This is a genomic window from Pseudomonas sp. R-28-1W-6 (assembly GCF_009799925.1).
Lineage (GTDB): Bacteria > Pseudomonadota > Gammaproteobacteria > Pseudomonadales > Pseudomonadaceae > Aquipseudomonas.
In genome coordinates this window covers 134,587-156,973 of sequence record NZ_WELK01000009.1, presented here as the reverse complement: position 1 = coordinate 156,973, position 22,387 = coordinate 134,587, and the positions used below count along the sequence as shown (strand labels likewise).

The following is a 22,387-nucleotide window of genomic DNA, read 5'->3' as shown; positions in this document are numbered from 1 at the left end:
GATAGAGCAATTTTGCCAACGGCATGGGGAGGTCTCTACTTTTTCAACAGAATCGACCCAAAGCGGTCAGTGGCGCGATCAATACGCTCTGGTGATCAATGGGGAAATCATAAGCTAGCGTCCTTCGTGACCGCGAGATGCCTTCGTACGGCCTACGACCGTAGGCCGCATGCCCCTTGAACGCACCTTCAGATTCGATCGATTTTCAGCCTCCATTAACTCAGCCCGAATTTTAGGGCCTTATTCGGTCGGTGCTCGCGTTACCTCATAATGAAAAATCAGTCCAATCATTGCGGCCTCGTCCGCAACAATAAATAATTCAGTTCATGCATGGCCTGATTCCCGGATTTACCCTCCGATACCAAATAAATATAACCACTGACTCCCGCGAGACTGCGCCTTTATGACATGGACACTCCCACCAGCTGGTTTCTTAAGTTTAGACATCGATGAAGCGATTCCGGCAATCAGGGAGGCGAACGCCGACCTTTTCGATTTTTCTAAAGAAGTGAATCACTTGCTTATGAAATTAGCGGAGCAGGCCGTCAACACTGTGCAGACCAGTTCAATGGAGCAGGGTGCTGTCGTGGTCCGGCTTCTTCTTAGGGGCGCGGGTTCGTTCCAAGGCCATCTCCTTATGGCAGAGCGAGGAATGCATGTGGAGTCAAGGATAATGATTCGCTCAGTGTTGGAAGTCTCCTTCGCTGTAGCAGCAATTCTCAAAAACAGTGATTCTTTCATGCGGATGCTGCGTGATGACCATCATAAGAGTCGCAGACAACAGTATGAATCTGTCCTGAAGTATTCTTCCTTAGATGAGGAGCGCCTTAAGATCGTCCGACTGGGTATAGCTCAAGTGGAAAAGTCTTTGAGATTAATTAGCCCTAAAGCGCTCGCAGAAATGGGTGAGTTGGAACCATCCTATCTGACTTATCAGATGCTTTCGGATAACGCCTCTCACGTCTCGGCAGCGTCACTCGATCACTATATTGAAGCATTTGAGGGGCGGAAGTACTGGCAATACAAAGTAGGTGCAGGCGGTCCTGATGAGATAAGAAAGACACTGAATTGTGGTCTTCACGCCGCAATACCGGTGTTGGTGGGCGCAGCCGAAGCGTTGGAAATGCATCAGTTTTCAGACCAACTCAATGCGTTTGTCGATAGGCTTATAGCGCTGCCGGATGTGTTGGTGCTTTGACCGAGTCCAGGGGACAACTCTAGGACGACTGAGCCGTAGCTCAGGCAAGCGGCAGAAACGCTCAAGGATCGCGCAGCGCAATTTCTATCAGAGTCCAGTAAATGACAGCTTTTGGCCGATTTCGGCCTGTCGCCAGCGCCCGCTCCCGGCCAAGAAGCAGCCATTGAAGAATGGCTACTAATCCTGGGGCGATTTAACCACCAGCAGACTCACGCACAGCCCATTGCCTGTGTTTACAAACTCCAGCTCGCAACCACAGCGCTCGGCGATGGCCTTGACGATGGACAGCCCCAGGCCGCTGCCTTCGCCGCTGGAGTTGCGCCAGAAGCGTTCGGTCAGTTGGCCGAGCTTGGCCGGGGCCACGCCAGGCCCGGAGTCGCGCACGCTGAAGCAGACCTTGTCCCCGCGCCATTGCACGCTCAGGCTGACGGCCGTGCCGGGCGGGGTATGCCGCTGGGCGTTGTCCAGCAGGTTGCGCAAGGCGGCAATCGCCAGGGTTGGCGGCATATCCAGCAAGTGCTGGGCACTGGCGTCGAGCAGTTGCAGTTCGATGGGCGGCTGGCCCGGTTGCTGGGCGTCGCCGATGGCCAGCTGCGCCACTTGCCCGGCGCTGTAGTGCAGGTTCTCGTCAAACGGCAGGCGGCCCTCGACCCGTGCCAGCAGCAGTAGCTGTTCCAGGGTCTGGTGCAGGCGGTCGGCGCCGGCTTCGGCGTTGGCCAGTGCCTGGCGGGCGGTTTCCCCTTCGGTCATGCCGGCCACCTGCAGGTGGGTCTTGATCGCCGTCAGCGGGCTGCGCAGTTCATGGGCGGCATCGTCGGTCAGCCGGCGCTCGCGCTCGATGGCCTGGGCGATGCGCTGGAACAGCTGATTCTGGGTTGCCACCAGCGGTTGCAGCTCCTGGGGCAGGCCCTCGATCTGCAGCGGTTCGGTGCTGTCGGCGCTGCGCTGGGCCAGCGCCTGGCGGATGCGGCGCAAGGGCGATAGCTCGCGGCTCAGGCCAAACCAGAGCACCAGCAGGCTGCCCAGCAAGGCGAGCAGTACCGGGGCGGCGGCGGCCAGCAGAATCGAGCGTTTGAGGGTGTCACGCTCGTCCAGGCGATCGGCGGTGGTCACCCGCATATCGCCTTCGATCAGGGTGAAGGTGCGCCAGGTGAGATCGCCGATGCGGCGCTCATGAAAGCCGCTTTCCTGCACGCCCAGGGCGCTGTCCGGCGCGGCGCGGCTGCTGGCGAGGATCTCCCCGCGCACCGAGCTGATCTGGCAGGCGATGCCTTCGGGAATGCCCAGCTGCTCGGTGCTGAGCGGTGTACCGCCCTCCCCCTGTTGTGGTGAGGGCAGCTGTGCGAGCAGTCCGGCGACCATGCGCGCCGAGGCCGCCAGGCGCTGATCGAGCGAGAGCGTCAGCTGATTGCGCAGGTCGAACAGCATCCATACGGCGGCCAGCGACCAGAGCAGCACGAAGGCCGAGCCGAGAATCAGGGTCAGGCGCAGACGCAGGCTCATGATGCGTTGCCCTGATCGGCGCTGGCAGCATGCCCGGCCGGGCCCAGGCGATAACCCAGGCCGCGCACCGTCTCGACTATGCCGTTGCCCAGCTTGCGCCGCAGGTGGTGGATATGCACGTTGAGGGCGTTGCTCTCGACCTCGCCATCGAGGCCGTAGACCGCGTCCTTGAGCTGTTCACCGCTGAGCACCCGGCCCGGGCTGTGCAACAGCGCCTGCAGCAGCACCTGCTCGCGGCGCGACAGGTCGACCGGCTGCTCATACAGAAACGCCTGGCAGGCCACCGGGTCGTAACGCAGCGGGCCATGCTCGACCTGCGGGCTGGCACGGCCGGCGGCGCGACGCAGCAGGGCATGCAGGCGCGCGGCGAGTTCACGCAGGTCGAAGGGTTTGACCAGGTAATCGTCGGCGCCATCCTGCAGGCCGGCCACGCGGTCGGCCACCGAGTCGCGGGCCGTCAGCAGCAGCACGGGCAAGGCCTCACCGCGCTGGCGCAGACGGCGCAGCAGGCTCAGGCCGTCTTCGTCCGGCAGCCCCAGATCCAGCACCAGGGCGTCGAATTGCACGGTGCGCAGCAGCGCCTCGGCCTCGGCTGCGGTAGGCGCGTGCAGTACGCGAAAGCCCTGGGCGGTGAGCCCGGCCACCACACCGCTGGCGATCAGGGCATTGTCTTCAGTCAGCAATATGTACATGGAACCGGTCCGTGGAGGAGCTTGAAGTATCCGTTCTCAGGATTAAGCCAGGGTTATCGCGGGGGACGAAAGGATAACCGGCGACGGCAATTTGCGCCGATTATCACATCGTTAATCCTGACTTAACCGCCAACTGCGATGCTGCGCGCCTCGACATTCACAGACGTGGTCATGCATGCGGACGCTCCTGCTGTTTTCTCTGATGTGGGCCTGGCTACTGCAGCCGGTACAGGCCTCCAGCTTTTCCGCCAACCCCCTGCTGGCGGGTAATACCCAGCAGGCGGACTTCCTCCCCGCCGAGGAGGCGTTCGAGCTTAGCGTCGAACCGCAGGCCAATGGCGAAACCCTGCTGCGCTGGGACATCGCCCCCGGCTACTACCTCTACCAGCATCGCCTGCAGTTCAGCGGCTTGCCCGCCGGGGTCGAGCCCGAGCTGCCGCCGGGGCTGCCGTATAACGATGAATACTTCGGCGACTCGCAGATCTATCGCGACCGCCTGGAGCTGATCCTGCCGGCCGGCAACACCGGCAGCATCCAGATTGGCTGGCAAGGCTGCGCCGATGCCGGGCTCTGCTACCCGCCGCAGACCCAGCAGCTCGATCTGTCCGATGCCGGTGCGCCGAGCGCAGAGAACACGACACTGGCCGAAGACCAGGCCCTGGTCGGCGGCCTGCAGAGCCAGACCCTGGCCCTGAGCCTGCTGCTGTTCTTCGGCCTGGGCCTGCTGCTGGCCTTCGCTCCCTGCTCCTTGCCGATGCTGCCGATTCTCGCCGGCATCGTGGTGGGCAGCGGTGCCACGCCGCGGCGCGGCCTGGCCCTGGCTTCGGCCTATGTGGTGAGCATGGCGCTGGTGTATGCCGCGCTGGGCGTGGTGGCGGCCCTGATGGGTGCCAACCTGCAAGGCCTGCTGCAGCAACCCTGGTTGCTGGCCAGCTTCGCCGCGCTGTTTGTCCTGCTGGCCCTGCCGATGTTCGGCCTGTTCGAGCTGCAGCTGCCGGCAGCCCTGCGTGACCGCCTGGAAAACGCCGGGCGCAAGCAGCAAGGTGGCAGCCTGGTGGGTGCCAGCCTGCTTGGCCTGTTCTCCGGCCTGCTGGTCGGCCCGTGCATGACCGCGCCGCTGGCCGCCGCCCTGCTGTATATCGCGCAGAGTGGCGATGCACTGCACGGTGGCCTGGTGTTGTTTGCCCTGGGTCTGGGCATCGGTACGCCGCTGGTGTTGCTGGTGACCCTGGGCAACCGCTTCCTGCCGAAACCGGGTGCGTGGATGAATCGGGTCAAGGTGGTGTTCGGTTTCCTGTTCCTGGTGACCGCGTTGCTGGTGATCCGCCCGCTGCTGGCCGAACCGGTCTGGCTGGGCCTGTGGGGCGCACTGCTGATTCTGCTGGCCAGTGCCCTGCTGCAACTGGCGCGTCAGGTGCGACAGCACACCAGCCTGAGCAAGGCCGCGGGTGCACTGCTGGGGCTGTGGGGCATGGCGATGCTGCTGGGGGCTGCCGGTGGCGCCAGCGACCCACTGCAGCCGCTCAAGGTCTTCACCGGCACCGCCGTTGCTGCCGCATCGAGCGAGCAGCACTTTATCGACCTGAGCGAGCCGGCCGCGCTGGAGCGCGAGCTGGCCGCCGCCAAGGCCGAAGGCCAGTGGGTGCTGGTGGATTACTACGCGGACTGGTGTGTGTCGTGCAAAGTCATGGAGAAGACCGTGTTCGGCAATCCCGAGGTGCAGGCCAGCCTGCAGGGCGTGCGCGTGCTGCGCCCGGACGTGACCGAGAGCAATGCGGCCAGCCGCGCGCTACTCAGCCGCTTTGATGTAATGGGCCCGCCCACCCTGCTGTGGATCGGTCCGAACGGTGAAGAACGACGCTCGCAACGCATCACCGGCGCGGTGGATGCCGAGCAGTTTCTGCAGATATGGACGACTACCCAGGAGCGTGGCTGATGCTGACGATCAATATCGGGCCGCTGGCCCTCAGCACCGCCCATGTGCTGTTGCTGCTCAGCCTGCTGCTGGCGACCGTCATCGGCTGGTATGTCGGCCGGCGTAGCGCGGTAAACCCCGAGAAACAGCTGTTCCGCCTGTTGCTGGTGGCCCTGCTGGTCGGCCGAGTGGCCTTCGTTGCGGTGTATTTCGAGCACTACCGCGAGCAGCCCTGGCAGGCCCTGGATATCCGCGACGGCGGCTTCATCGCCTGGCCCGGCTTGCTGGCCGCCCTGCTGCTGGGCGCCTGGCTGGCCTGGCGCACGCCGGCCATCAGAAGCGCGCTGGCCAGCGCGCTGGCCGTCGGCTTGCTCAGCTGGGGGCTGGGCAGCCTGGCCCTGCATGGCCTGGAACAAGGCACGCGGCTGCCGGAGCTTTCGTTCAGGGACAGCCAGGGTGCCACTGTGGAACTCGAGGACTATGTCGGCAAGCCGCTGGTGGTCAACCTCTGGGCCACCTGGTGCCCGCCGTGCCGCCGCGAAATGCCGGTACTGGCCGAGGCGCAACGCGACAACCCGGAACTGACCATCCTGTTCGTCAACCAGGGCGAAGGCCAGGGCGTGGTCAACCAGTACCTGCAGACCGAGGCCCTGGGGCTGGACAACGTACTGCTCGACAGCGGCGGCCGCCTGGGCCAGCACGTCGGTTCCATGGCCCTGCCCAGCACCCTGTTCTACGACGCCGAGGGGCGCCAGGTCGGCAGTCACCTGGGCGAACTGTCCCGCGCCAGCCTGGCTCGCGCGCTTGAAGTACTGAAGAGGGATCAATAAGCATGCAACGCCACCTGACTGCCCTCCTCTTCACCCTGTTCGCCATGCCGCTGGCACAGGCCCAGGAGTGGCCGGCCGCGATCAAGGCCGTCGAAGCCCGCGGTGCCGAAATCATCCAGCGTTTCGATGCACCCAGCGGCCTGCAGGGCTATGCCGCCCGCTACAACGGCCAGGGTGTCGCCCTGTACCTGACTGCCGATGGCCAGCACGTACTGGTCGGCAGCCTGCTCAATGCCCAGGGCGAAGACCTCTCGCAGCAACCGCTGGACAGGCTGGTATACGAACCGCTGGCCAAGGAAATGCTCGGCAAGCTGGAGCGCAGTACCTGGATCGCCGACGGCAGCGCCCAGGCACCGCGCATCATCTACCTGTTCTCCGACCCCAATTGCCCCTACTGCAACCTGTTCTGGAAACAGGCGCGGCCCTGGGTCGAGGCCGGCGACGTGCAGCTTCGTCACGTGATGGTCGGCATGTTGCGCCAGGACAGCGTGGCCAAGGCCGCCGCTCTGCTCAGCGCCGAGGATCGGCAGGCGGCGCTGCATGAGCATGAGTCCGCTGGCAAGGCCAGCCAGCTGCAAGGGCTGAAGCAGATTCCAGCGGCGATCCAGCAGCAGCTCGACAGCAACCTTGGCCTGATGGCGGAAATGGGCGCATCGGCTACGCCGGCGATTTTCTACCCGGACGAAAACGGCCAGCTGCGCCAGCAGCGAGGAGCACCGAGTCCCGATGTCCTGAAACAGATCATGGGGCCGCGCTCCTGATCCTGACGTCGCGCGCCGGGCGGTTTCGGTCGATACTCCGAACCCCGGGCGCGTGGCAATAGATTGCCCAGCTCTTAGTCAGATCGACTGGCTTAACTTCCTGTAATGGAGATACACCATGACAACGCCCCAAACCCTGCAAGGCAAAGTGGCTTTCATCCAGGGCGGTTCGCGCGGCATCGGCGCGGCCATCGTCAAGCGCCTGGCCCGTGAAGGCGCGGCAGTGGCCTTCACCTATGTGTCATCCGCCGAGCGGGCCAATGCCCTGGCCAGCGAAGTCACTGCCGCTGGCGGCAAGGCCCTCGCGCTCAAGGCCGACAGTGCCGATGCCGCAGCCGTGCAACAGGCCATTCGCGCGGCGGTCGAGCACTTCGGCGGCCTGGACATTCTGGTCAACAACGCCGGCGTGCTGGCCTGGGGCAGTACCGAAGAGCTCACCCTGGAACAGCTGGATCACACCCTGGCGGTCAACGTGCGCAGCGTGTTCGTCGCCAGCCAGGAAGCCGCCCGGCACATGAGCGAGGGCGGGCGCATCATCAATATCGGCAGCACCAATGCCGAACGCATCCCGGTGGCCGGCGGCGCGGTGTACGCCATGAGCAAGTCGGCGCTGGTCGGCCTGGCCAAAGGCATGGCCCGCGACCTGGGCCCACGCAACATCACGGTGAACAACGTGCAGCCCGGTCCGGTGGATACCGAGATGAACCCGGCCGATGGCGAAGGTGCCGAATACCTGAAAGGCCTGATGGCGCTGGATCGTTACGGCAAGGCGGATGAAATCGCCGGCTTCGTCGCCTACCTGGCCGGCCCGGAGGCGGGTTACATCACCGGCGCCAGCTTGATGATCGATGGCGGCTTTTCGGCCTGACTTGTCTCGATTTGGGGCCGGCTGCTAGCGGTTCAGTTCGTACGCGCACATGTTGACCGTGGTGGCCAGGTTCAGCGATTCGATGGCGCCGCAGCCGCGAATGGTAAAAGGCTGGGCATTCAGCGCGGTCAGCTGCTCGCGGGGCACGCCGCGCGCTTCGTTGCCGAACAGGTAGCAATCGAAGGCCTTGAAGCTGGCCGACTGCACCGGCTCGCCCTGCATATCCAGGCAGGCGATTCGCGCAAAGCGGGTGCCCAGGGACTCCAGCTCCACGTCCAGCTCCAGCGGCGCATGGAAGATGGCGCCCATGCTGGAACGCACCACCTTGGGGTTGTACGGATCGACGCTGCCGGGGCTGAGCAGGCAGCGGAAAGCGCCGAACCAGGCCAGGGTGCGCAGGATGGTGCCGAGGTTGCCCGGGTCCTGGATTTCATGCAGGTAAATGGCGCGCTCGCTGGCTGCAGCAACCGGCGGCGTCAGCGCCGCCATCGGCACCACGGCCAGGATGCCCTGCGGGGTCTGGGTGTCGGCGATCTGCGCCATCTGCCGGTCGCTGATCACCTGGGTCTTGAACGGGCTTTGCCAGTGTTCGTAGACCGCGGTGACATACAGCTGGCTGGCGAGCAGCGCGGGGTTGTGCAGCGCCGCCTTTTGCAGCTCCAGCAGCAGATGCTCGCCCTCCACCAGAAAATGACCGAACTCGGCCCGGTACTTTTTCTGCTGCAGCTTCTTGATGTCCTCGAGTTTCATCGCGGAGGCCCTCAGTGGCTCTGCTCGGCCAGGATCGACTTGGCCAGCGCCTCGGCGACCTTGATGCCGTCCACGCCCGCCGAGAGAATGCCGCCGGCATAGCCGGCGCCCTCGCCGGCCGGGTACAGGCCCTTGAGGTTGAGGCTCTGCAGGGTCTCGTGGTCGCGGGTGATACGCACCGGCGAGCTGGTACGGGTTTCGATGCCGGTGAGCACCGCGTCATCGCGGTCGAAGCCGCGAATCTGCTTGCCGAACACCGGCAGCGCCTCGCGGATGGCCTCGATCGCGTAGTCCGGCAGCGAGGGCGCCAGGTCGCCCAGGCGTATGCCAGGCTTGTAGGAAGGTTCCACCTCGCCCAGTTCGCTCGACGGTACGCCGCGAATGAAGTCGCCGACCAGCTGTGCCGGCGCACAGTAATCGCTGCCGCCCAGCTCATAGGCGCGCGATTCAAGACGCTCCTGGAACTCCACGCCGGCCAGCGGGCCGCCGGGGAAGTCCTGCTCCGGGTTGATGCCCACGACTATGCCGGAGTTGGCGTTGCGTTCGTTGCGCGAGTACTGGCTCATGCCGTTGGTCACCACCCGGCCCGGCTCGGAGGTGGCCGCCACCACGGTGCCGCCGGGGCACATGCAGAAGCTGTAGACGGCACGGCCGTTCTTGGCGTGGTGCACCAGCTTGTAATCGGCGGCGCCCAGCTCCGGATGGCCGGCGTACTTGCCCAGGCGGGCCTGGTCGATCAGGCCTTGCGGGTGCTCGATGCGGAAACCCACGGCAAACGGCTTGGCTTCGATGAACACGCCCTGGCGGTGCAGCATGCGGAAGGTGTCGCGCGAGCTGTGACCCAGCGCCAGCACCACATGGCGGCTGCGCAGGGTTTCGCCGCTGGCCAGCACCACACCCTCCAGCTGGCCGTCGTCGATCACCAGATCGGTGACCTTGCTTTCGAAACGCACCTCGCCGCCCAGGGCGATGATCTCCTCGCGCATGGCCGCCACCACGCCGGTGAGGCGGAAGGTGCCGATGTGCGGCTTGCTGACGTACATGATTTCTTCCGGCGCGCCGGCGCGGACGAACTCGTGCATCACCTTGCGCGCGTAGAACTTCGGGTCCTTGATCTGGCTGTAGAGCTTGCCGTCGGAGAACAGGCCGGCCCCACCCTCGCCGAACTGCACGTTGGACTCCGGGGTCAGGACCTTCTTGCGCCACAGGGCCCAGGTGTCCTTGGTGCGGCTGCGTACATCCTTGCCGCGCTCCAGCACGATCGGCTTGAAGCCCATCTGCGCCAGCAGCAGTGCGGCGAACAGGCCGCAGGGGCCGAAGCCGACGACCAGCGGCCGCTCGCTCAGATCGGCCGGCGCCTGGCCGACCGGGTAGTAGCGGGTGTCAGGGGCCGGGCGGATATGCGGGTCTGCGCCAAGGCGCGCGAGGATGGCCGCCTCGTCGCGGGCCTGCAGATCGATGATGTAGATGAACAGGATGACGCTGTTCTTCTTGCGCGCATCGTAGCTGCGCTTGAATACGCTGAAGTTCAGCAGATCGGCGTCGCCGATCCCCAGGCGTCGGACGATGGCCTGGCGCAACTCATCGGCGCTGTGATCGAGGGGCAGAGACAGTTCGTTGATGCGAATCATGGCGGTAATCCTGGCCGGTGACTCCGGCAAAGGAAGCAACAGAGGGTGGGAGTAAGGCGCGAATTGTACCCGCCGGCGCGCGTCCCTGTCAGGCTTGCTCTGTAGCGGCGGCGGTTGGCGCGGTGCGCGGCCCGGGCCACGGATTTAGCCTGCGTCGGATTATCGGCTTATAATCGCCGCCACTTTGCCTGTAACAGCGCCCTGGCTGCATGCCTGGGGCCGCTCCTCCTATTGAATTTCCGTGGTTGGCTCTCTCATGAAACGATCCAAAAGCAGCCGCCGCTGGCTGGATGAACACGTCAACGATCCCTACGTCAAACGGGCCCAGAAGGATGGCTTGCGCTCCCGCTCCAGCTACAAGCTGATTGAGCTGAACGAGAAGGACAAGCTGATCCGCCCCGGCATGCTGCTCATGGATCTCGGCTCGGCCCCCGGCGGCTGGTCGCAGGTAGCCGGAAAGCTCGTGGGCGAAAAGGGCCGCGTGGTGGCCACCGACATTCTGCCGATGGACCCGCTGGATAACGTCGACTTCATCCAGGGCGACTTCACCGACGATGCCGTGTTCCAGCAGCTTCTCGACCTGCTCGACGGCAACCAGCCCGACCTGATCGTCTCCGACATCGCCCCCAACATCAGCGGCGTTGCCGCCGCCGATCAGGCCTCCTCGATGTACCTGGTCGAACTCACCCTCGACATGGTCCGCCAGGTGCTCAAGCCCGGTGGCAACTACGTGGTCAAGGTCTTTCAGGGCGAAGGCTCCGACGAGTTTCTCAAGGACGTGCGCAGCTCATTCGACAAGGTGGTGATCCGCAAACCGGAGGCGTCGCGCCCGCGCTCGCGGGAGGTTTATCTGGTGGCGAAGGGCTTCAAAGGATAAGGCGCCCGCGCCGCCACCTGCGTCATGCCCTGCCCCGCTTTCGCCCCGGGCCTTTCCGACCAAGGGCGAAGGATCGCGCGGCGAACCGCTGCCCACCCCGCGGAATGCGACTAGCCTTAAGTTGCTCAGGTTCTCGCGCCGTGGAGGTGGACACCCTTGCCAGCCGACAAGCGCCACGCGGCGACTCGCCCCGCCGCCGAGTCGCCCGTTAACTGTCACAGCTGCAGCATCAGTCGCCTTTGCCTGCCATTCAGCCTGCGGGATACGGAAATCGCCCAGCTCGAAGGCATCGTCAGGCGCAATCCGCCGCTGCACAAGGGCGACTACCTGTTCCGTGCCGGCGAGCCCATGCGCCAGGTATTCGCCGTGCGTTGCGGTTCGTTGAAGACCTTTCTGCTCAATCCGGAAGGCAGCGAGCAGATCACCGGTTTCCACTTGCCGGGCGAGTTGCTCGGCCTGGATGCACTGGGCACCGAACACTACCTCAGCTATGCCGTGGCCCTGGAGACTTCGCTGGTCTGCAGCATTTCCTTTGCCCTGCTGGAAGAGCTGGCCGGCAGCATTCCCCTGCTGCGCAAGCGCCTGCTGACCACCCTGAGCCGGGAGATCCATGCCGAACAGGAGCACCTCGGCCATAGCCGGGAAAGCGCCGAGCAGCGCCTGGCGGCCTTCCTCGTCCAGCTGTCGCTGCGCTACAGCCAGCTCGGCCGGTCGGCGCAGGCCTTCAGCCTGCCGATGAGCCGGGGCGAGATCGGCAATTACCTCGGGCTGACCACCGAGACGGTCAGCCGCCTGTTCACCCGCTACCGCAACAGCGGCCTGATTCGCCTCAGTGGCCGGGAAATCCAGCTGACCGACTTGCCCGCCCTGCAGCAGATGGGCGCCGCCTGCGCCTAGCCGGCGAGCCGATGTGCAGCGCCCACGCCAACCCGCCGCCAGGCATAGGAAACCCGCCGATGCAGTCCACCCCCTCAGTCAAACGCCTGTGCCTGTACGAGGCCGATGAGGTCGAGGCCATCCTCGCCGCGATGGCGCAGCGCGCCGCCGCCCTGCTGCCCGCCGGGCCTTGCGCGCTGGTCGGCATCCTGCGCCGTGGCGAACCGCTGGCGCGCCGGCTGCAGCAGCACCTGGCGCGCCTGAGCGGGCAAGCCGAGCTGCCGCTGTATGCGCTGAAGGTCAAGCGCTACGCCGACGATCTCGGCCTGCTGCATGCGCAGACGGCGCTGACCGACAACCCGCAGCTGGCCGCGCTGGACCTGGCCAACACCCGCTTGCTGGTGGTCGATGACGTGCTCTATGAGGGCCACTCGTTGCTGCGCACCTGTGCCTACCTGACCCGCCTCGGCGCGCGCGAGGTGCGCACCGCGGTGCTGGTCGACCGGCACGTCTGCCGCCAGCCGGTCCACGCCGATATCGTCGGCGTGCACCTGCAGGTGGCGCCCGGCGACATCGTCGAATGCCATGTGCCGCCCTACGAGGCGCAGCTGCGCATCGAGGTGATCCGTCACGGCGCCGCGGGCTAGGCCGACGCGGCGCCCAGGTAGCGGACGAACCAGTCGCCGGCCAGCCGGGCCACCTCCTCCATGGCGCCCGGCTCCTCGAACAGATGGCTGGCGCCGGGGATCACCTGCAGTTGCTGCTCGCAGTGCAGCTGGCGGCTGGCCTCGCGGTTCAGCCGCCACACGCCGGGGTCGGCGCTGCCGACTATCTGCAGGGTCGGCGCCTGTACCCGGGCCAGCGCGGCGCCGGCCAGGTCGCTGCGGCCGCCCCGGGACACCACCGCGCAGATGCGCTGCGGTCGCTCGGCCGCGGCCCGCAATGCCGCCGCGGCGCCGGTGCTCGCGCCGAACAGGCCCAGGCGCAGGGGTGCCAGTTCGGCGTCGTGGCCGAGCCAGTCGATCACCCCGAGGATGCGCCGCTGCAGCAGCGCAATGTCGAAGCGCAGTTCGCAGGTGACCCGGTCGATGCGCTGCTCGGCCTCGCTGAGCAAATCAAACAGCAGGGTGGCCAGGCCCCGCGCGGCGAACTCCCGGGCCACTTGGCGATTGCGCGGGCTGAGGCGGCTGCTGCCGCTGCCATGGACGAACAGCACCAGACCCTGGGCACCCTCCGGCAGCAGCAGGTCGGCGACCAGCTGTGCGTCGGGCAGGTGCAGACGCAGGGTGCGTTGCGGGCAGGCGACCATCAGCCCGCCTCGCAGGCACGCTGCCAGGCCAGGCCCAGCAGGCTGCGCACTTCGCTATCGGAGACCTGGGGAAAGGCGTCATACCAGTAGCCGATGGCGGCCAGCATGTCCGGCACCAGCGGGCAGACGATCTCGTCGACCTCCGCCTGCAGCTGCGCCACGCTGTCTGCCGCGGCCACCGGCACGGCCAGCACGATGCGCGCCGGCCCCTCCTGGCGGGCGGCCTTGATCGCCGCGCGCATGCTGGCACCGGTGGCCACGCCGTCGTCGACCAGGATCAGCTGCTGGCCGCGCAGCACCGGCAAGGGCCGCTCGCCGCGATAGGCATGGGTGCGCCGCAGCAGTTCGCGGGTTTCCTGGGCGACGACCGCGGCGATGGCGGCCCGGCTGACATGGCAGGAGGCGATCACATCCTCGTTGAGCACCTGCACGCCGTTGCTGGCGATGGCGCCCATGGCCAGTTCCGCCTGCCAGGGCACGCCGAGCTTGCGCACCAGCAGCAGATCCAGGCGCACATCGAGGGCCATGGCGATTTCATAGGCGATCGGCACGCCGCCGCGCGGCAGCGCCAGCACCAGCACGTCGCGGCGCTGGCGATAGGCCGACAACAGGTGCGCCAAGGCCTTGCCGGCGGTGGCACGGTCGGGGATGGGGGCTTCAAGGGCAGCGTGCGGGTACATCCGAATCCCCTCGATGAGGTGATACGGGCACCATGCACCCTATCGATCGATCATTTTTTGATCACGATCAAGTTGCCGCGCGATGCGCGCGGAGCCGGCCGGACGGCGACAAGAGCGCGGCGCCGGCCCAGCGGGCCGGGCCGCGGCGGATCAGACCTGCAGGACCACGCGCCCGCGGCGCGGGCAGGTTTCCATGAGGCGGTGGGCGGCCACCACCTGATCGAAGGGGAAGACCCGCTCGATCTGGGTGCGCAGCAGGCCGTCGCTGGTCAGCTGGTTGACGCCTTGCAGGGCCTTGGCCACCGCATCGGTGTCCTGGGGGATGCCGAGTTCTTCCTTGCCGGTGAAGTTGCCGAGGCAATGGACGAAGAACTGGATGTTCTTCTGGAACGCGGCACAGGCCGGGAACGGCGTTTCGTTGCCGCCCTGCAGGCCGAACAGGATCAGGCGACCGCGTGGCGCCAGCACGTCGCCGAGCAGGCACATCTGCGGGCCGCCCAAGGCGTCCATGACGATATCGACGCCGCGCCCGTCGGTCAGCTTGGCGACGCGGCTGACCAGGTCCTGTTCCTCGGTGAGGATCACCGAGTCGGCACCCAGCTCGCGCAGGTAGTCGGCGTCCTCGGCAAATTCGGTGGCGGCGATCACCCTGGCGCCCAACGCCTTGCCCAGCTGCACGATGTACGGCCCCCAGCACTGGCTGGCCGCGGTGACCAGCACGCTTTCGCCGGGCTTGAGCTTGGCCAGCTCGATGAAGCCGAACCAGCCGACCAGCGATGGCAGGTAGTGCACGCTGGCCTGCTGGGCCGTGAGGATGTCCGGATAGCGGGTCAGCGAGGTACGCGGCAGTACCACGTCCTCGGCGTAGCTGGGGTAACGATTGATGCTGTGGCCGGGGAAACTGGCCACCTTGTCGCCTACCGCCAGGTCATCCACGCCCTCGCCCACGGCCAGCACCACGCCGGCCATCTCATGGCCGAGGCTGGCCGGCAGCCGGGCCGGAGTGGGCGCCAGGTTCTGCCGCCAGAGCACGTCGTACCAGCTGACGCCGATCGCCTCGACGTGAATCAGCACTTCGCCGGCGCCCGGAGCCGGGCTCTGGCGCTCTTCGATCTTGAGGACATCGGCCTCGCCGAACTGGTGAAAACGAATGATGCGGGACATCGCGAACCTCGCCGGTTAACCCCTATGGCCACGGACTTTATCCGGGCTTAGCCGGCAAAGCCACCCGCCAGGGCTAATAGTGACCATGCTTGTCGATGATGATGAGCTGCCGCGGCATCATCCTCTTCGTATAGTCTATTGCCTGTCGACCACCAACCGCATTAGCCTGCGTGGTGGAGCCAATTGCGCAGCCACACCAGAATGGACACCGGATGAACCGCAACGATCTTCGCCGAGTCGACCTCAACCTGTTGATCGTGTTCGAGACGCTGATGCACGAGCGCAGTGTCACGCGCGCCGCGGAAAAGCTGTTCCTCGGCCAGCCGGCGATCAGCGCTGCCCTGGCCCGCCTGCGCACCCTGTTCGACGACCCGCTGTTCGTGCGTACCGGGCGCAGCATGGAGCCCTCGGCACGGGCGATGGAAATCTTCGCCCTGCTCGCGCCGGCCCTGGACTCGATCTCCACCGCGGTCAGCCGCGCCGCCGAATTCAACCCGGCCACCAGCAACGCGGTGTTTCGCATCGGCCTGTCCGACGATGTCGAGTTCGGCCTGCTGCCGCCCCTGATCAAGCGCCTGCGCGCCGAGGCGCCGGGTGTGGTGCTGGTGATTCGGCGCACCAACTACCTGCTGATGCCGGGGTTGCTGGCCTCCGGGGAAATCTCCGTGGGCGTCGGCTACACCGAAGAGCTGCCGGCCAATGCCAAGCGCAAGGTGCTACGCCGCAGCAAGCCCAAGCTGCTGCGCGCCGACACCGCCCCGGGCCGGCTCGATCTGGACGAGTTCTGCGCGCGCCCCCATGCACTGGTGTCGTTCGCCGGCGACCTCAACGGCTTCATCGACGAGGAGCTGCAGAAACTCGGCCGTCAGCGCCGGGTGGTGCTGGCCGTGCCGCAGTTCAACGGCCTCGGCACATTGCTCAGCGGCACCGACATCCTCGCCACCGTACCCGACTACACCGCCGCGGCGCTGACCGCCGCCGGCGGCGTGCGCGCCGAGGACCTGCCGCTGGACTGCTCCGGCTTCGAGCTGCACATGGCCTGGCGCGGCGCCCAGGACAACGACCCGGCCGAACGCTGGCTGCGTTCGCGCATCCAGATGTTCTGCGGCGACCCGGACAGCCTCGCCTGAAACCCGGCCAGCGCTCTGGCCCGGGCCCCTGTGCTCACATGGCAGCGCATCGATACAAGCCTGCCAATCATCATTCCGGCTGATATTCATCTTCGAATCGTTCGATTCGTTCCCGGCAACACCCCGTCGCAGACTCCGCCCATTCGTAAATCCAATCTGGCGGAGTTCTCACATGGAACGGTTTCCTACCCCCCTTTTGCGCTACCCCCTGGCCCTCGCCGCCATCCTGGTGCTCGGCGCCTGCGGCAAGGCCCCGGAAAGCGCGGCCCAGCACCCGGCCGCCAAGGTCAGCGTGGCCGAGGTGATCCAGCAACCGATCAACGAGTGGGACGAGTTCACCGGGCGCCTGGAAGCGCCGGAATCGGTGGAGGTCCGTCCGCGGGTGTCCGGCTACATCGACCGTGTGGCCTTCCGCGAAGGCAGCCTGGTGAAGAAAGGCGATTTGCTGTTCCAGATTGATCCGCGTCCGTTCGAGGCCGAGGTCAAGCGCCTTCAGGCTCAGGTGCAGCAGGCCCGCGCCAGCCACACCCGCGCCGCCAACGAGGCCCGCCGCGGCGAACGCCTGCGCCAGAGCAACGCGATTTCCGCCGAACTGGCCGATGCCCGCGCCAGCGCCGCAGCCGAGGCCCAGGCCGCCGTCGCCGCCGCCCAGGCCGAACTGGACAACGCCCAGCTCAACCTCAGCTTCACCCGTATCACCGCGCCCATCGACGGCCGCGTCAGCCGCGCCGAGATCACCGAAGGCAACCTGGTGGGCGCCGGCCAGTCGCTGCTGACCACCCTGGTCTCCACCGACAAGGTCTACGCCTACTTCGACGCCGACGAACGCGTATTCCTCAAGTACGTCGAGCTGGCGCGCCAGTCCGGTGGCCAGACCCGCGACGCCAGCCCGGTGTACCTGGGCCTGTCCAGCGAAGACGGCAACCCGCACCTCGGTCAGCTGGATTTCCTCGACAACCAGGTCAACCCGCAGACCGGCACCATCCGTGGCCGCGCCGTGTTCGACAACCGCGACGGCCGCTTCACCCCCGGCCTGTATGCGCGGCTGAAACTGGTGGGCAGCGGCACCTATGATGCGGCGCTGATCCAGGACGCCGCCGTCGGCACCGACCTGGGCAAGAAGTTCGTCCTGGTGCTCGACAAGGACAACGCCGTGCAGTACCGCGCCATCGAGCTGGGGCCGAAGCTGGAAGGCCTGCGCATCGTGCGCAGCGGCCTGGCCAAGGGCGAGAAGATCGTGGTCAACGGCCTGCAGCGCGCCATGCCCGGCGCCACCGTCGATCCGCAAGCCGTACCGATGGCCGATGCCCAGACCCTCGCCGCCCTGGCCAGCCAGCGCCAGGCCGTGGACGCTCGCAGCGCCCCGCGCGTGGCCGAGAAAGCCGCCAAGCCCGCCACCACGCCGCGCGGCTAAACAGGTAAACGACGATGAACTTCTCGCAATTCTTCATTCAGCGGCCGATCTTCGCCGCCGTGCTCTCGCTGCTGATCCTGATCGGCGGCGCCATCTCGCTGTTCCAGCTGCCGATCAGCGAATACCCGGAAGTGGTGCCGCCTACCGTGGTGGTACGCGCCAACTTCCCCGGCGCCAACCCCAAGGTGATCGGCGAAACCGTCGCCTCGCCGCTGGAGCAGGCGATCACCGGGGTCGAGGGCATGCTCTACATGTCCTCCCAGGGCACCGCCGACGGCAAGCTGACGCTGACCATCACCTTCGCCCTCGGCACCGACCTGGACAACGCCCAGGTTCAGGTGCAGAACCGCGTGACCCGCACCATGCCGACCCTGCCCACCGAGGTGCAGCGGCTCGGCGTGACCGTCGACAAAGCCTCGCCCGACCTGACCATGGTGGTGCACCTGACCTCGCCGGACGACCGCTACGACATGCTCTACCTGTCCAACTACGCCGCGCTCAACGTCAAGGACGAGCTGGCGCGCCTGGATGGCGTGGGTGACGTGCAGCTGTTCGGCCTGGGCAACTACTCCCTGCGCGTGTGGCTCGACCCGAACAAGGTGGCCTCGCGCAACCTGACGGCCTCGGATGTGGTCAACGCCATCCGCGAACAGAACCGCCAGGTCGCCGCCGGCTCCCTCGGCGCGCCGCCCTCGGATGCGGGCAACAGCTTCCAGCTGTCGATCAATACCCAGGGCCGCCTGGTCAGCGAGGAAGAGTTCGAGAACATCATCATCCGTGCCGGTGAAGATGGCGAAATCACCCGGCTGAAGGACATCGCCCGGATCGAGCTGGGCTCCAGCCAGTACGCCCTGCGTTCCTTGCTGAACAACAAGCCTGCAGTCGCCATCCCGGTATTCCAGCGTCCCGGCTCCAACGCCATCGAGATTTCCGATGCGGTGCGCGCGCGCATGGCCGAGTTGAAGCAGAGCTTCCCGCAAGGCGTGGACTACGAAATCGTCTACGACCCGACCATCTTCGTGCGTGGCTCCATCGAGGCGGTGGTGCACACCCTGCTCGAAGCCATCGTCCTGGTGGTGCTGGTGGTGATCCTGTTCCTGCAGACCTGGCGCGCCTCGATCATCCCGCTGGCCGCCGTGCCGGTGTCGCTGATCGGCACCTTCGCCGTGATGCACATGTTCGGCTTCTCGCTGAACGCGCTGTCCTTGTTCGGCCTGGTGCTGGCCATCGGCATCGTGGTGGACGACGCCATCGTGGTGGTGGAGAACGTCGAACGCAATATCGGCCTGGGCAAGTCGCCGGTGGAAGCCACCAAGCAGGCGATGAAGGAAGTCACCGGGCCGATCGTCGCCACGGCCCTGGTGCTGTGCGCGGTATTCGTGCCGACCGCCTTTATCTCCGGTCTCACCGGGCAGTTCTACCAGCAGTTCGCCCTGACCATCGCCATCTCCACGGTGATCTCCGCGTTCAACTCGCTGACCCTGTCGCCGGCCCTGGCCGCCGTGCTGCTGCGCGATCACCACGCGCCCAAGGACCGTTTCTCCCGCGTGCTGGAAAAACTCTTCGGCGGCTGGCTGTTCAACCCCTTCAACCGCCTGTTCGACCGCGCCAGTCATGGCTATGTCGGCACCGTGCAGCGCGTGCTGCGCGGCAGCGGCATCGCCCTGTTCGTCTATGCCGGCTTGATGGGCCTGACCTACCTGGGTTTCTCCACCACCCCGACCGGCTTCGTGCCGCCGCAGGACAAGCAGTATCTGGTGGCCTTCGCCCAGCTGCCGGACGCCGCCACCCTCGACCGTACCGAGGCGGTGATCAAGAAGATGTCGGAGATCGCCGGCAAGCACCCCGGCGTGGAAAACACCGTGGCCTTCCCCGGCCTGTCGATCAACGGCTTCACCAACAGCCCGAACAGCGGCATCGTCTTCACCCCGCTCAAGCCGTTCGATGAGCGCAGCGATCCGTCGCTGAGCGCCGCGGCGATCGCCGCCGAGCTGAACGCCCAGTTCGGCGAGATCCAGGACGCCTACATCGCCATCTTCCCGCCACCCCCGGTGCAGGGCCTGGGCACCATCGGCGGCTTCCGCCTGCAGGTGCAGGATCGCGGCAACCTCGGCTACGACGAGCTGTACGTGCAGACCCAGAACGTCATCGCCAAGGCCCGCCAGCTGCCGGAGCTGAACCCGATGTCGGTGTTCACCAGCTACCAGGTCAACGTGCCGCAGATCGATGCCGCCATCGACCGCGAGAAGGCCAAGACCCACGGCGTTGCGATCAGCGACATCTTCGACACCATGCAGGTGTACCTGGGCTCGCTGTACGCCAACGACTTCAACCGTTTCGGCCGTACCTACCAGGTCAACGTGCAGGCCGAGCAGCAGTTCCGCCTGGAGCCGGAGCAGATCGGCCAGCTCAAGGTGCGTAACAACCGCGGGGAAATGGTGCCGCTGTCCGCCTTCCTCAAGGTCAACCCGAGCGCCGGCCCGGATCGGGTGATGCACTACAACGGCTTCCTCACCGCCGAGATCAACGGCGCGGCAGCCCCCGGCTACAGCTCCGGCCAGGCCGAGGCGGCGATGGCCAAGCTGCTCAAGGAGGAGCTGCCCAACGGCATGAGCTTCGAGTGGACCGACCTGACCTACCAGCAGATCCTCGCCGGCAACAGCGCGATCTTCGTCTTCCCGCTGTGCGTGCTGCTGGCCTTCCTGGTGCTGGCCGCCCAGTACGAGAGCTGGAGCCTGCCGCTGGCGGTGATCCTGATCGTGCCGATGACCCTACTGTCGGCCATCACCGGGGTGATCCTGGCCGGTGGCGATAACAACATCTTCACCCAGATCGGCCTGATCGTACTGGTGGGCCTGGCGTGCAAGAACGCCATCCTGATCGTCGAGTTCGCCAAGGAGAAACAGGAAGAAGGCATGGACCGCGTCAGCGCCGTGCTGGAAGCCTGCCGCCTGCGTCTGCGGCCGATCCTGATGACCAGCTTCGCCTTCATCATGGGCGTGGTGCCCCTGGTGATGTCCACCGGTGCCGGCGCGGAAATGCGCCATGCCATGGGCGTGGCAGTGTTCAGCGGCATGCTCGGGGTGACCTTCTTCGGCCTGCTGCTGACCCCGGTGTTCTACGTGCTGATCCGCGGCTTCGTGGAGAAGCGCGAAGCGAAAAAAGCCGCCCGCTTGCAGGAGGTGCACGCATGAAAGCCTTGATGCCCGCCCTGCTGGCCCTGGCAGTCAGTGCCTGCGCCGTCGGCCCCGACTACCAGGTCCCGGCCACCGCACCGGCCCAGGTCGCCAGCGCCGAGGCGATGGAACATGACCGCAGCCGCTTCGAAAGCAGCTGGTGGCAGCAGTTCGACGACCCGACCCTGAACCAGCTGGTGCAGCGGTCGCTGCAGGAAAACCGCGAGCTGCGCGTGGCCTTCGCCCGCCTGCGCGCGGCCCGCGCCATCCGCGACGACGCGGCCAACGACCAGTTGCCGACCGTCACCAGCCGCGCCAGTGGCGAGTTCGGCAAGGGCCAGGAGCCGCCGACCAGTGAGCAGCGCGTGCGCCAGGAGCGCTACGACCTGGGCCTGGACATGGCCTGGGAGCTCGACCTGTTCGGTCGCATCCAGCGCCAGATCGAGGCCAGCGAGGCTGCGCAGGACGTCGCCGAAGCCGAGCTGTACCAGCTGCAGGTCAGCCTGATCGCCGAACTGGTGGATGCCTATGGCGACATGCGCGGCGCACAGTTGAGAGAGCGGATCGCCCGCGACAACCTGAAGAACCAGCAGGAGTCCCGTGGCCTCACCGAACAGCTGCGCGATGCCGGCGTCGGCAGCGAGCTGGATGTGCTGCGCAGCGATGCCCGACTGGCTGCTACCGAGGCCAGCCTGCCGCAACTGCAGGCCGAGGAGGCACGGGCGCGCAACCGCATCGCCACCCTGCTCGGCCAGCGGCCGGAGCAACTGACGGTCGATTTGTCGGCCAAGCCGCTGCCGGTGATCGCCAAGGCGTTGCCGATCGGCGATCCGGCCGAGCTGCTGCGCCGGCGTCCGGATATCCGCGCCGCCGAGCGTCAGTTGGCGGCCGCCACCGCCAATGTCGGGGTGGCCACCGCCGACCTGTTCCCCCGGGTCAGCCTGTCCGGTTTCCTCGGCTTCACCGCCGGCCGTGGCTCGCAGCTGGGTGCTTCCGCCGCCCAGGCCTGGGGCGTGGCGCCGACCATCAGCTGGGCGGCCTTCGACCTGGGCAGCGTGCGCGCCCGTCTGCGCGGCGCCGAAGCCGATGCCGACGGCGCCCTGGCCAGCTATGAGCAGCAGGTGCTGCTGGCCCTGGAAGAGTCGGAAAACGCCTTCAGCGACTACGCCAAGCGCCAGCAGCGCCTGGTCTCGCTGGTACGTCAGTCGGAAGCCAGCCGCGCCGCCGCCGAACAGGCCGCGGTGCGCTACCGCGAAGGCACCGTGGACTTCCTGGTACTGCTGGATGCCGAACGCGAACGCCTGGCCGCCGAAGACGCCCAGGCCCAGGCCGAAGTCGAGCTGTATCGCGGCATAGTCGCCATCTACAAGGCCCTGGGCGGCGGGTGGCAGCCGCAGGCCTGAGACACAGTGCAGGGGTAACCCATGTTTTATGACCACGGGCTACAGCGCCCTGCACTGAACCGGTTCCTCCTGGGTCGACTCCCTCCTTGTCGACCATTGCTCTCCCCACGGCTCTGCTCCTGAGCGTGGGGATTTTTTTATGCCCAGCCGATTCCGACCATTCGGCCCATTCGCGCCGACGCCGGCATCCGTTGCCGTCGCCCAACGCAA

19 protein-coding genes are annotated in these 22,387 nt (G+C 66.3%); 12 read left to right on the top strand and 7 right to left on the bottom strand.

Annotated elements, in window-relative coordinates; translation table 11 throughout:
• Positions 1 to 403 precede the first annotated feature (403 nt).
• Entirely contained in the window at positions 404 to 1,198 is a 795-nt protein-coding gene (locus F3I62_RS16075; RefSeq protein WP_160490654.1) for a DUF5677 domain-containing protein, read from the top strand.
• A 177-nt stretch (positions 1,199 to 1,375) separates the two neighbouring features.
• On the opposite strand, the gene F3I62_RS16070 is transcribed toward F3I62_RS16075, so the two are convergent.
• Positions 1,376 to 2,701, bottom strand: coding sequence for a sensor histidine kinase (locus F3I62_RS16070; RefSeq protein WP_160490653.1), 1,326 nt, complete (start codon positions 2,699 to 2,701; stop codon positions 1,376 to 1,378).
• On the bottom strand, positions 2,698 to 3,393 hold the full coding sequence (locus F3I62_RS16065) for a response regulator transcription factor (RefSeq protein WP_160490652.1): 696 nt from the start codon (positions 3,391 to 3,393) through the stop codon (positions 2,698 to 2,700). The genes F3I62_RS16070 and F3I62_RS16065 overlap by 4 nt, the downstream gene beginning before the upstream one ends.
• 175 nt (positions 3,394 to 3,568) lie before the next feature.
• Between F3I62_RS16065 and dsbD the strand changes: the two genes are divergently transcribed.
• The 4 genes from dsbD to F3I62_RS16045 all read left to right on the top strand — a co-directional run bounded on the left by dsbD (position 3,569) and on the right by F3I62_RS16045 (position 7,767).
• Positions 3,569 to 5,329: a protein-disulfide reductase DsbD gene (gene dsbD / locus F3I62_RS16060; RefSeq protein ID WP_256667789.1), complete on the top strand. Its 1,761-nt coding sequence runs from the start codon at positions 3,569 to 3,571 to the stop codon at positions 5,327 to 5,329.
• Entirely contained in the window at positions 5,329 to 6,138 is an 810-nt protein-coding gene (locus F3I62_RS16055; protein ID WP_160490651.1) for a TlpA disulfide reductase family protein, read from the top strand. Before dsbD ends, F3I62_RS16055 begins: the two co-directional genes overlap by 1 nt.
• 2 nt (positions 6,139 to 6,140) lie before the next feature.
• A complete protein-coding gene (gene dsbG, locus F3I62_RS16050) occupies positions 6,141 to 6,899 on the top strand; it encodes a thiol:disulfide interchange protein DsbG (protein ID WP_178122522.1) in 759 nt (252 codons plus the stop codon).
• 118 nt (positions 6,900 to 7,017) lie between these two features.
• Positions 7,018 to 7,767: a 3-oxoacyl-ACP reductase family protein gene (locus F3I62_RS16045; RefSeq protein WP_160490650.1), complete on the top strand. Its 750-nt coding sequence runs from the start codon at positions 7,018 to 7,020 to the stop codon at positions 7,765 to 7,767.
• 24 nt (positions 7,768 to 7,791) lie between these two features.
• Here the strand turns inward: F3I62_RS16045 and F3I62_RS16040 are convergent, their stop codons facing one another.
• Together F3I62_RS16040 and F3I62_RS16035 are read right to left on the bottom strand one after the other, a co-directional pair.
• The gene (locus F3I62_RS16040) at positions 7,792 to 8,517 is read right to left on the bottom strand and encodes an RNA methyltransferase (protein WP_160490649.1); all 726 of its coding nucleotides are present in this window, start codon (positions 8,515 to 8,517) and stop codon (positions 7,792 to 7,794) included.
• An 11-nt stretch (positions 8,518 to 8,528) separates the two neighbouring features.
• The gene (locus tag F3I62_RS16035; RefSeq protein WP_160490648.1) at positions 8,529 to 10,148 is read right to left on the bottom strand and encodes an NAD(P)/FAD-dependent oxidoreductase; all 1,620 of its coding nucleotides are present in this window, start codon (positions 10,146 to 10,148) and stop codon (positions 8,529 to 8,531) included.
• 256 nt (positions 10,149 to 10,404) lie between these two features.
• Between F3I62_RS16035 and rlmE the strand changes: the two genes are divergently transcribed.
• From rlmE to F3I62_RS16020, 3 genes are all read left to right on the top strand, one after another.
• A complete protein-coding gene (rlmE, locus tag F3I62_RS16030; protein WP_160490647.1) occupies positions 10,405 to 11,025 on the top strand; it encodes a 23S rRNA (uridine(2552)-2'-O)-methyltransferase RlmE in 621 nt (206 codons plus the stop codon).
• 156 nt (positions 11,026 to 11,181) lie between these two features.
• Positions 11,182 to 11,922: a fumarate/nitrate reduction transcriptional regulator Fnr gene (gene fnr / locus F3I62_RS16025; RefSeq protein WP_160490646.1), complete on the top strand. Its 741-nt coding sequence runs from the start codon at positions 11,182 to 11,184 to the stop codon at positions 11,920 to 11,922.
• A gap of 59 nt (positions 11,923 to 11,981) precedes the next feature.
• On the top strand, positions 11,982 to 12,548 hold the full coding sequence (locus F3I62_RS16020; protein ID WP_160490645.1) for a phosphoribosyltransferase family protein: 567 nt from the start codon (positions 11,982 to 11,984) through the stop codon (positions 12,546 to 12,548).
• Here the strand turns inward: F3I62_RS16020 and F3I62_RS16015 are convergent.
• The 3 genes from F3I62_RS16015 to F3I62_RS16005 all read right to left on the bottom strand — a co-directional run bounded on the left by F3I62_RS16015 (position 12,545) and on the right by F3I62_RS16005 (position 15,054).
• Entirely contained in the window at positions 12,545 to 13,210 is a 666-nt protein-coding gene (locus tag F3I62_RS16015) for a dienelactone hydrolase family protein (RefSeq protein WP_160490644.1), read from the bottom strand. The genes F3I62_RS16020 and F3I62_RS16015 overlap by 4 nt on opposite strands.
• Positions 13,210 to 13,890, bottom strand: coding sequence for a phosphoribosyltransferase (locus F3I62_RS16010; protein WP_160490643.1), 681 nt, complete (start codon positions 13,888 to 13,890; stop codon positions 13,210 to 13,212). The genes F3I62_RS16015 and F3I62_RS16010 overlap by 1 nt, the downstream gene beginning before the upstream one ends.
• Before the next feature lie 150 nt (positions 13,891 to 14,040).
• Entirely contained in the window at positions 14,041 to 15,054 is a 1,014-nt protein-coding gene (locus F3I62_RS16005) for a zinc-dependent alcohol dehydrogenase family protein (protein ID WP_160490642.1), read from the bottom strand.
• A gap of 212 nt (positions 15,055 to 15,266) precedes the next feature.
• On the opposite strand from F3I62_RS16005, the gene F3I62_RS16000 reads away from it, so the two are divergent.
• The 4 genes from F3I62_RS16000 (at position 15,267) to F3I62_RS15985 (ending at position 22,177) form a co-directional block, all read left to right on the top strand.
• On the top strand, positions 15,267 to 16,184 hold the full coding sequence (locus F3I62_RS16000) for a LysR family transcriptional regulator (protein WP_160490641.1): 918 nt from the start codon (positions 15,267 to 15,269) through the stop codon (positions 16,182 to 16,184).
• 172 nt (positions 16,185 to 16,356) lie between these two features.
• Positions 16,357 to 17,598, top strand: a complete 1,242-nt coding sequence (mexE, locus tag F3I62_RS15995) for a multidrug efflux RND transporter periplasmic adaptor subunit MexE (protein ID WP_160490640.1) — start codon at positions 16,357 to 16,359, stop codon at positions 17,596 to 17,598.
• Positions 17,599 to 17,612: 14 nt separating this feature from the next.
• Positions 17,613 to 20,792: an efflux RND transporter permease subunit gene (locus F3I62_RS15990; protein WP_160490639.1), complete on the top strand. Its 3,180-nt coding sequence runs from the start codon at positions 17,613 to 17,615 to the stop codon at positions 20,790 to 20,792.
• Entirely contained in the window at positions 20,789 to 22,177 is a 1,389-nt protein-coding gene (locus tag F3I62_RS15985) for an efflux transporter outer membrane subunit (RefSeq protein WP_160490638.1), read from the top strand. The genes F3I62_RS15990 and F3I62_RS15985 overlap by 4 nt, the downstream gene beginning before the upstream one ends.
• Positions 22,178 to 22,387: the final 210 nt, after the last annotated feature.

What these genes read in the sequence shown, in the direction of transcription:
- dsbD (WP_256667789.1), top strand. Translation starts at nt 3,569, where the DNA reads ATGCGGACGCTCCTGCTGTTTTCTCTGATGTGGGCCTGGCTACTGCAG.
- F3I62_RS16040 (WP_160490649.1), bottom strand. Translation starts at nt 8,517, where the DNA reads ATGAAACTCGAGGACATCAAGAAGCTGCAGCAGAAAAAGTACCGGGCC.
- F3I62_RS16065 (WP_160490652.1), bottom strand. Translation starts at nt 3,393, where the DNA reads ATGTACATATTGCTGACTGAAGACAATGCCCTGATCGCCAGCGGTGTG.
- F3I62_RS16020 (WP_160490645.1), top strand. Translation starts at nt 11,982, where the DNA reads ATGCAGTCCACCCCCTCAGTCAAACGCCTGTGCCTGTACGAGGCCGAT.
- F3I62_RS16015 (WP_160490644.1), bottom strand. Translation starts at nt 13,210, where the DNA reads ATGGTCGCCTGCCCGCAACGCACCCTGCGTCTGCACCTGCCCGACGCA.
- F3I62_RS16075 (WP_160490654.1), top strand. Translation starts at nt 404, where the DNA reads ATGACATGGACACTCCCACCAGCTGGTTTCTTAAGTTTAGACATCGAT.
- mexE (WP_160490640.1), top strand. Translation starts at nt 16,357, where the DNA reads ATGGAACGGTTTCCTACCCCCCTTTTGCGCTACCCCCTGGCCCTCGCC.
- rlmE (WP_160490647.1), top strand. Translation starts at nt 10,405, where the DNA reads ATGAAACGATCCAAAAGCAGCCGCCGCTGGCTGGATGAACACGTCAAC.
- F3I62_RS16005 (WP_160490642.1), bottom strand. Translation starts at nt 15,054, where the DNA reads ATGTCCCGCATCATTCGTTTTCACCAGTTCGGCGAGGCCGATGTCCTC.
- F3I62_RS15985 (WP_160490638.1), top strand. Translation starts at nt 20,789, where the DNA reads ATGAAAGCCTTGATGCCCGCCCTGCTGGCCCTGGCAGTCAGTGCCTGC.
- dsbG (WP_178122522.1), top strand. Translation starts at nt 6,141, where the DNA reads ATGCAACGCCACCTGACTGCCCTCCTCTTCACCCTGTTCGCCATGCCG.
- F3I62_RS16000 (WP_160490641.1), top strand. Translation starts at nt 15,267, where the DNA reads ATGAACCGCAACGATCTTCGCCGAGTCGACCTCAACCTGTTGATCGTG.
- F3I62_RS16010 (WP_160490643.1), bottom strand. Translation starts at nt 13,890, where the DNA reads ATGTACCCGCACGCTGCCCTTGAAGCCCCCATCCCCGACCGTGCCACC.
- F3I62_RS16055 (WP_160490651.1), top strand. Translation starts at nt 5,329, where the DNA reads ATGCTGACGATCAATATCGGGCCGCTGGCCCTCAGCACCGCCCATGTG.
- F3I62_RS15990 (WP_160490639.1), top strand. Translation starts at nt 17,613, where the DNA reads ATGAACTTCTCGCAATTCTTCATTCAGCGGCCGATCTTCGCCGCCGTG.
- F3I62_RS16035 (WP_160490648.1), bottom strand. Translation starts at nt 10,148, where the DNA reads ATGATTCGCATCAACGAACTGTCTCTGCCCCTCGATCACAGCGCCGAT.
- F3I62_RS16070 (WP_160490653.1), bottom strand. Translation starts at nt 2,701, where the DNA reads ATGAGCCTGCGTCTGCGCCTGACCCTGATTCTCGGCTCGGCCTTCGTG.
- F3I62_RS16045 (WP_160490650.1), top strand. Translation starts at nt 7,018, where the DNA reads ATGACAACGCCCCAAACCCTGCAAGGCAAAGTGGCTTTCATCCAGGGC.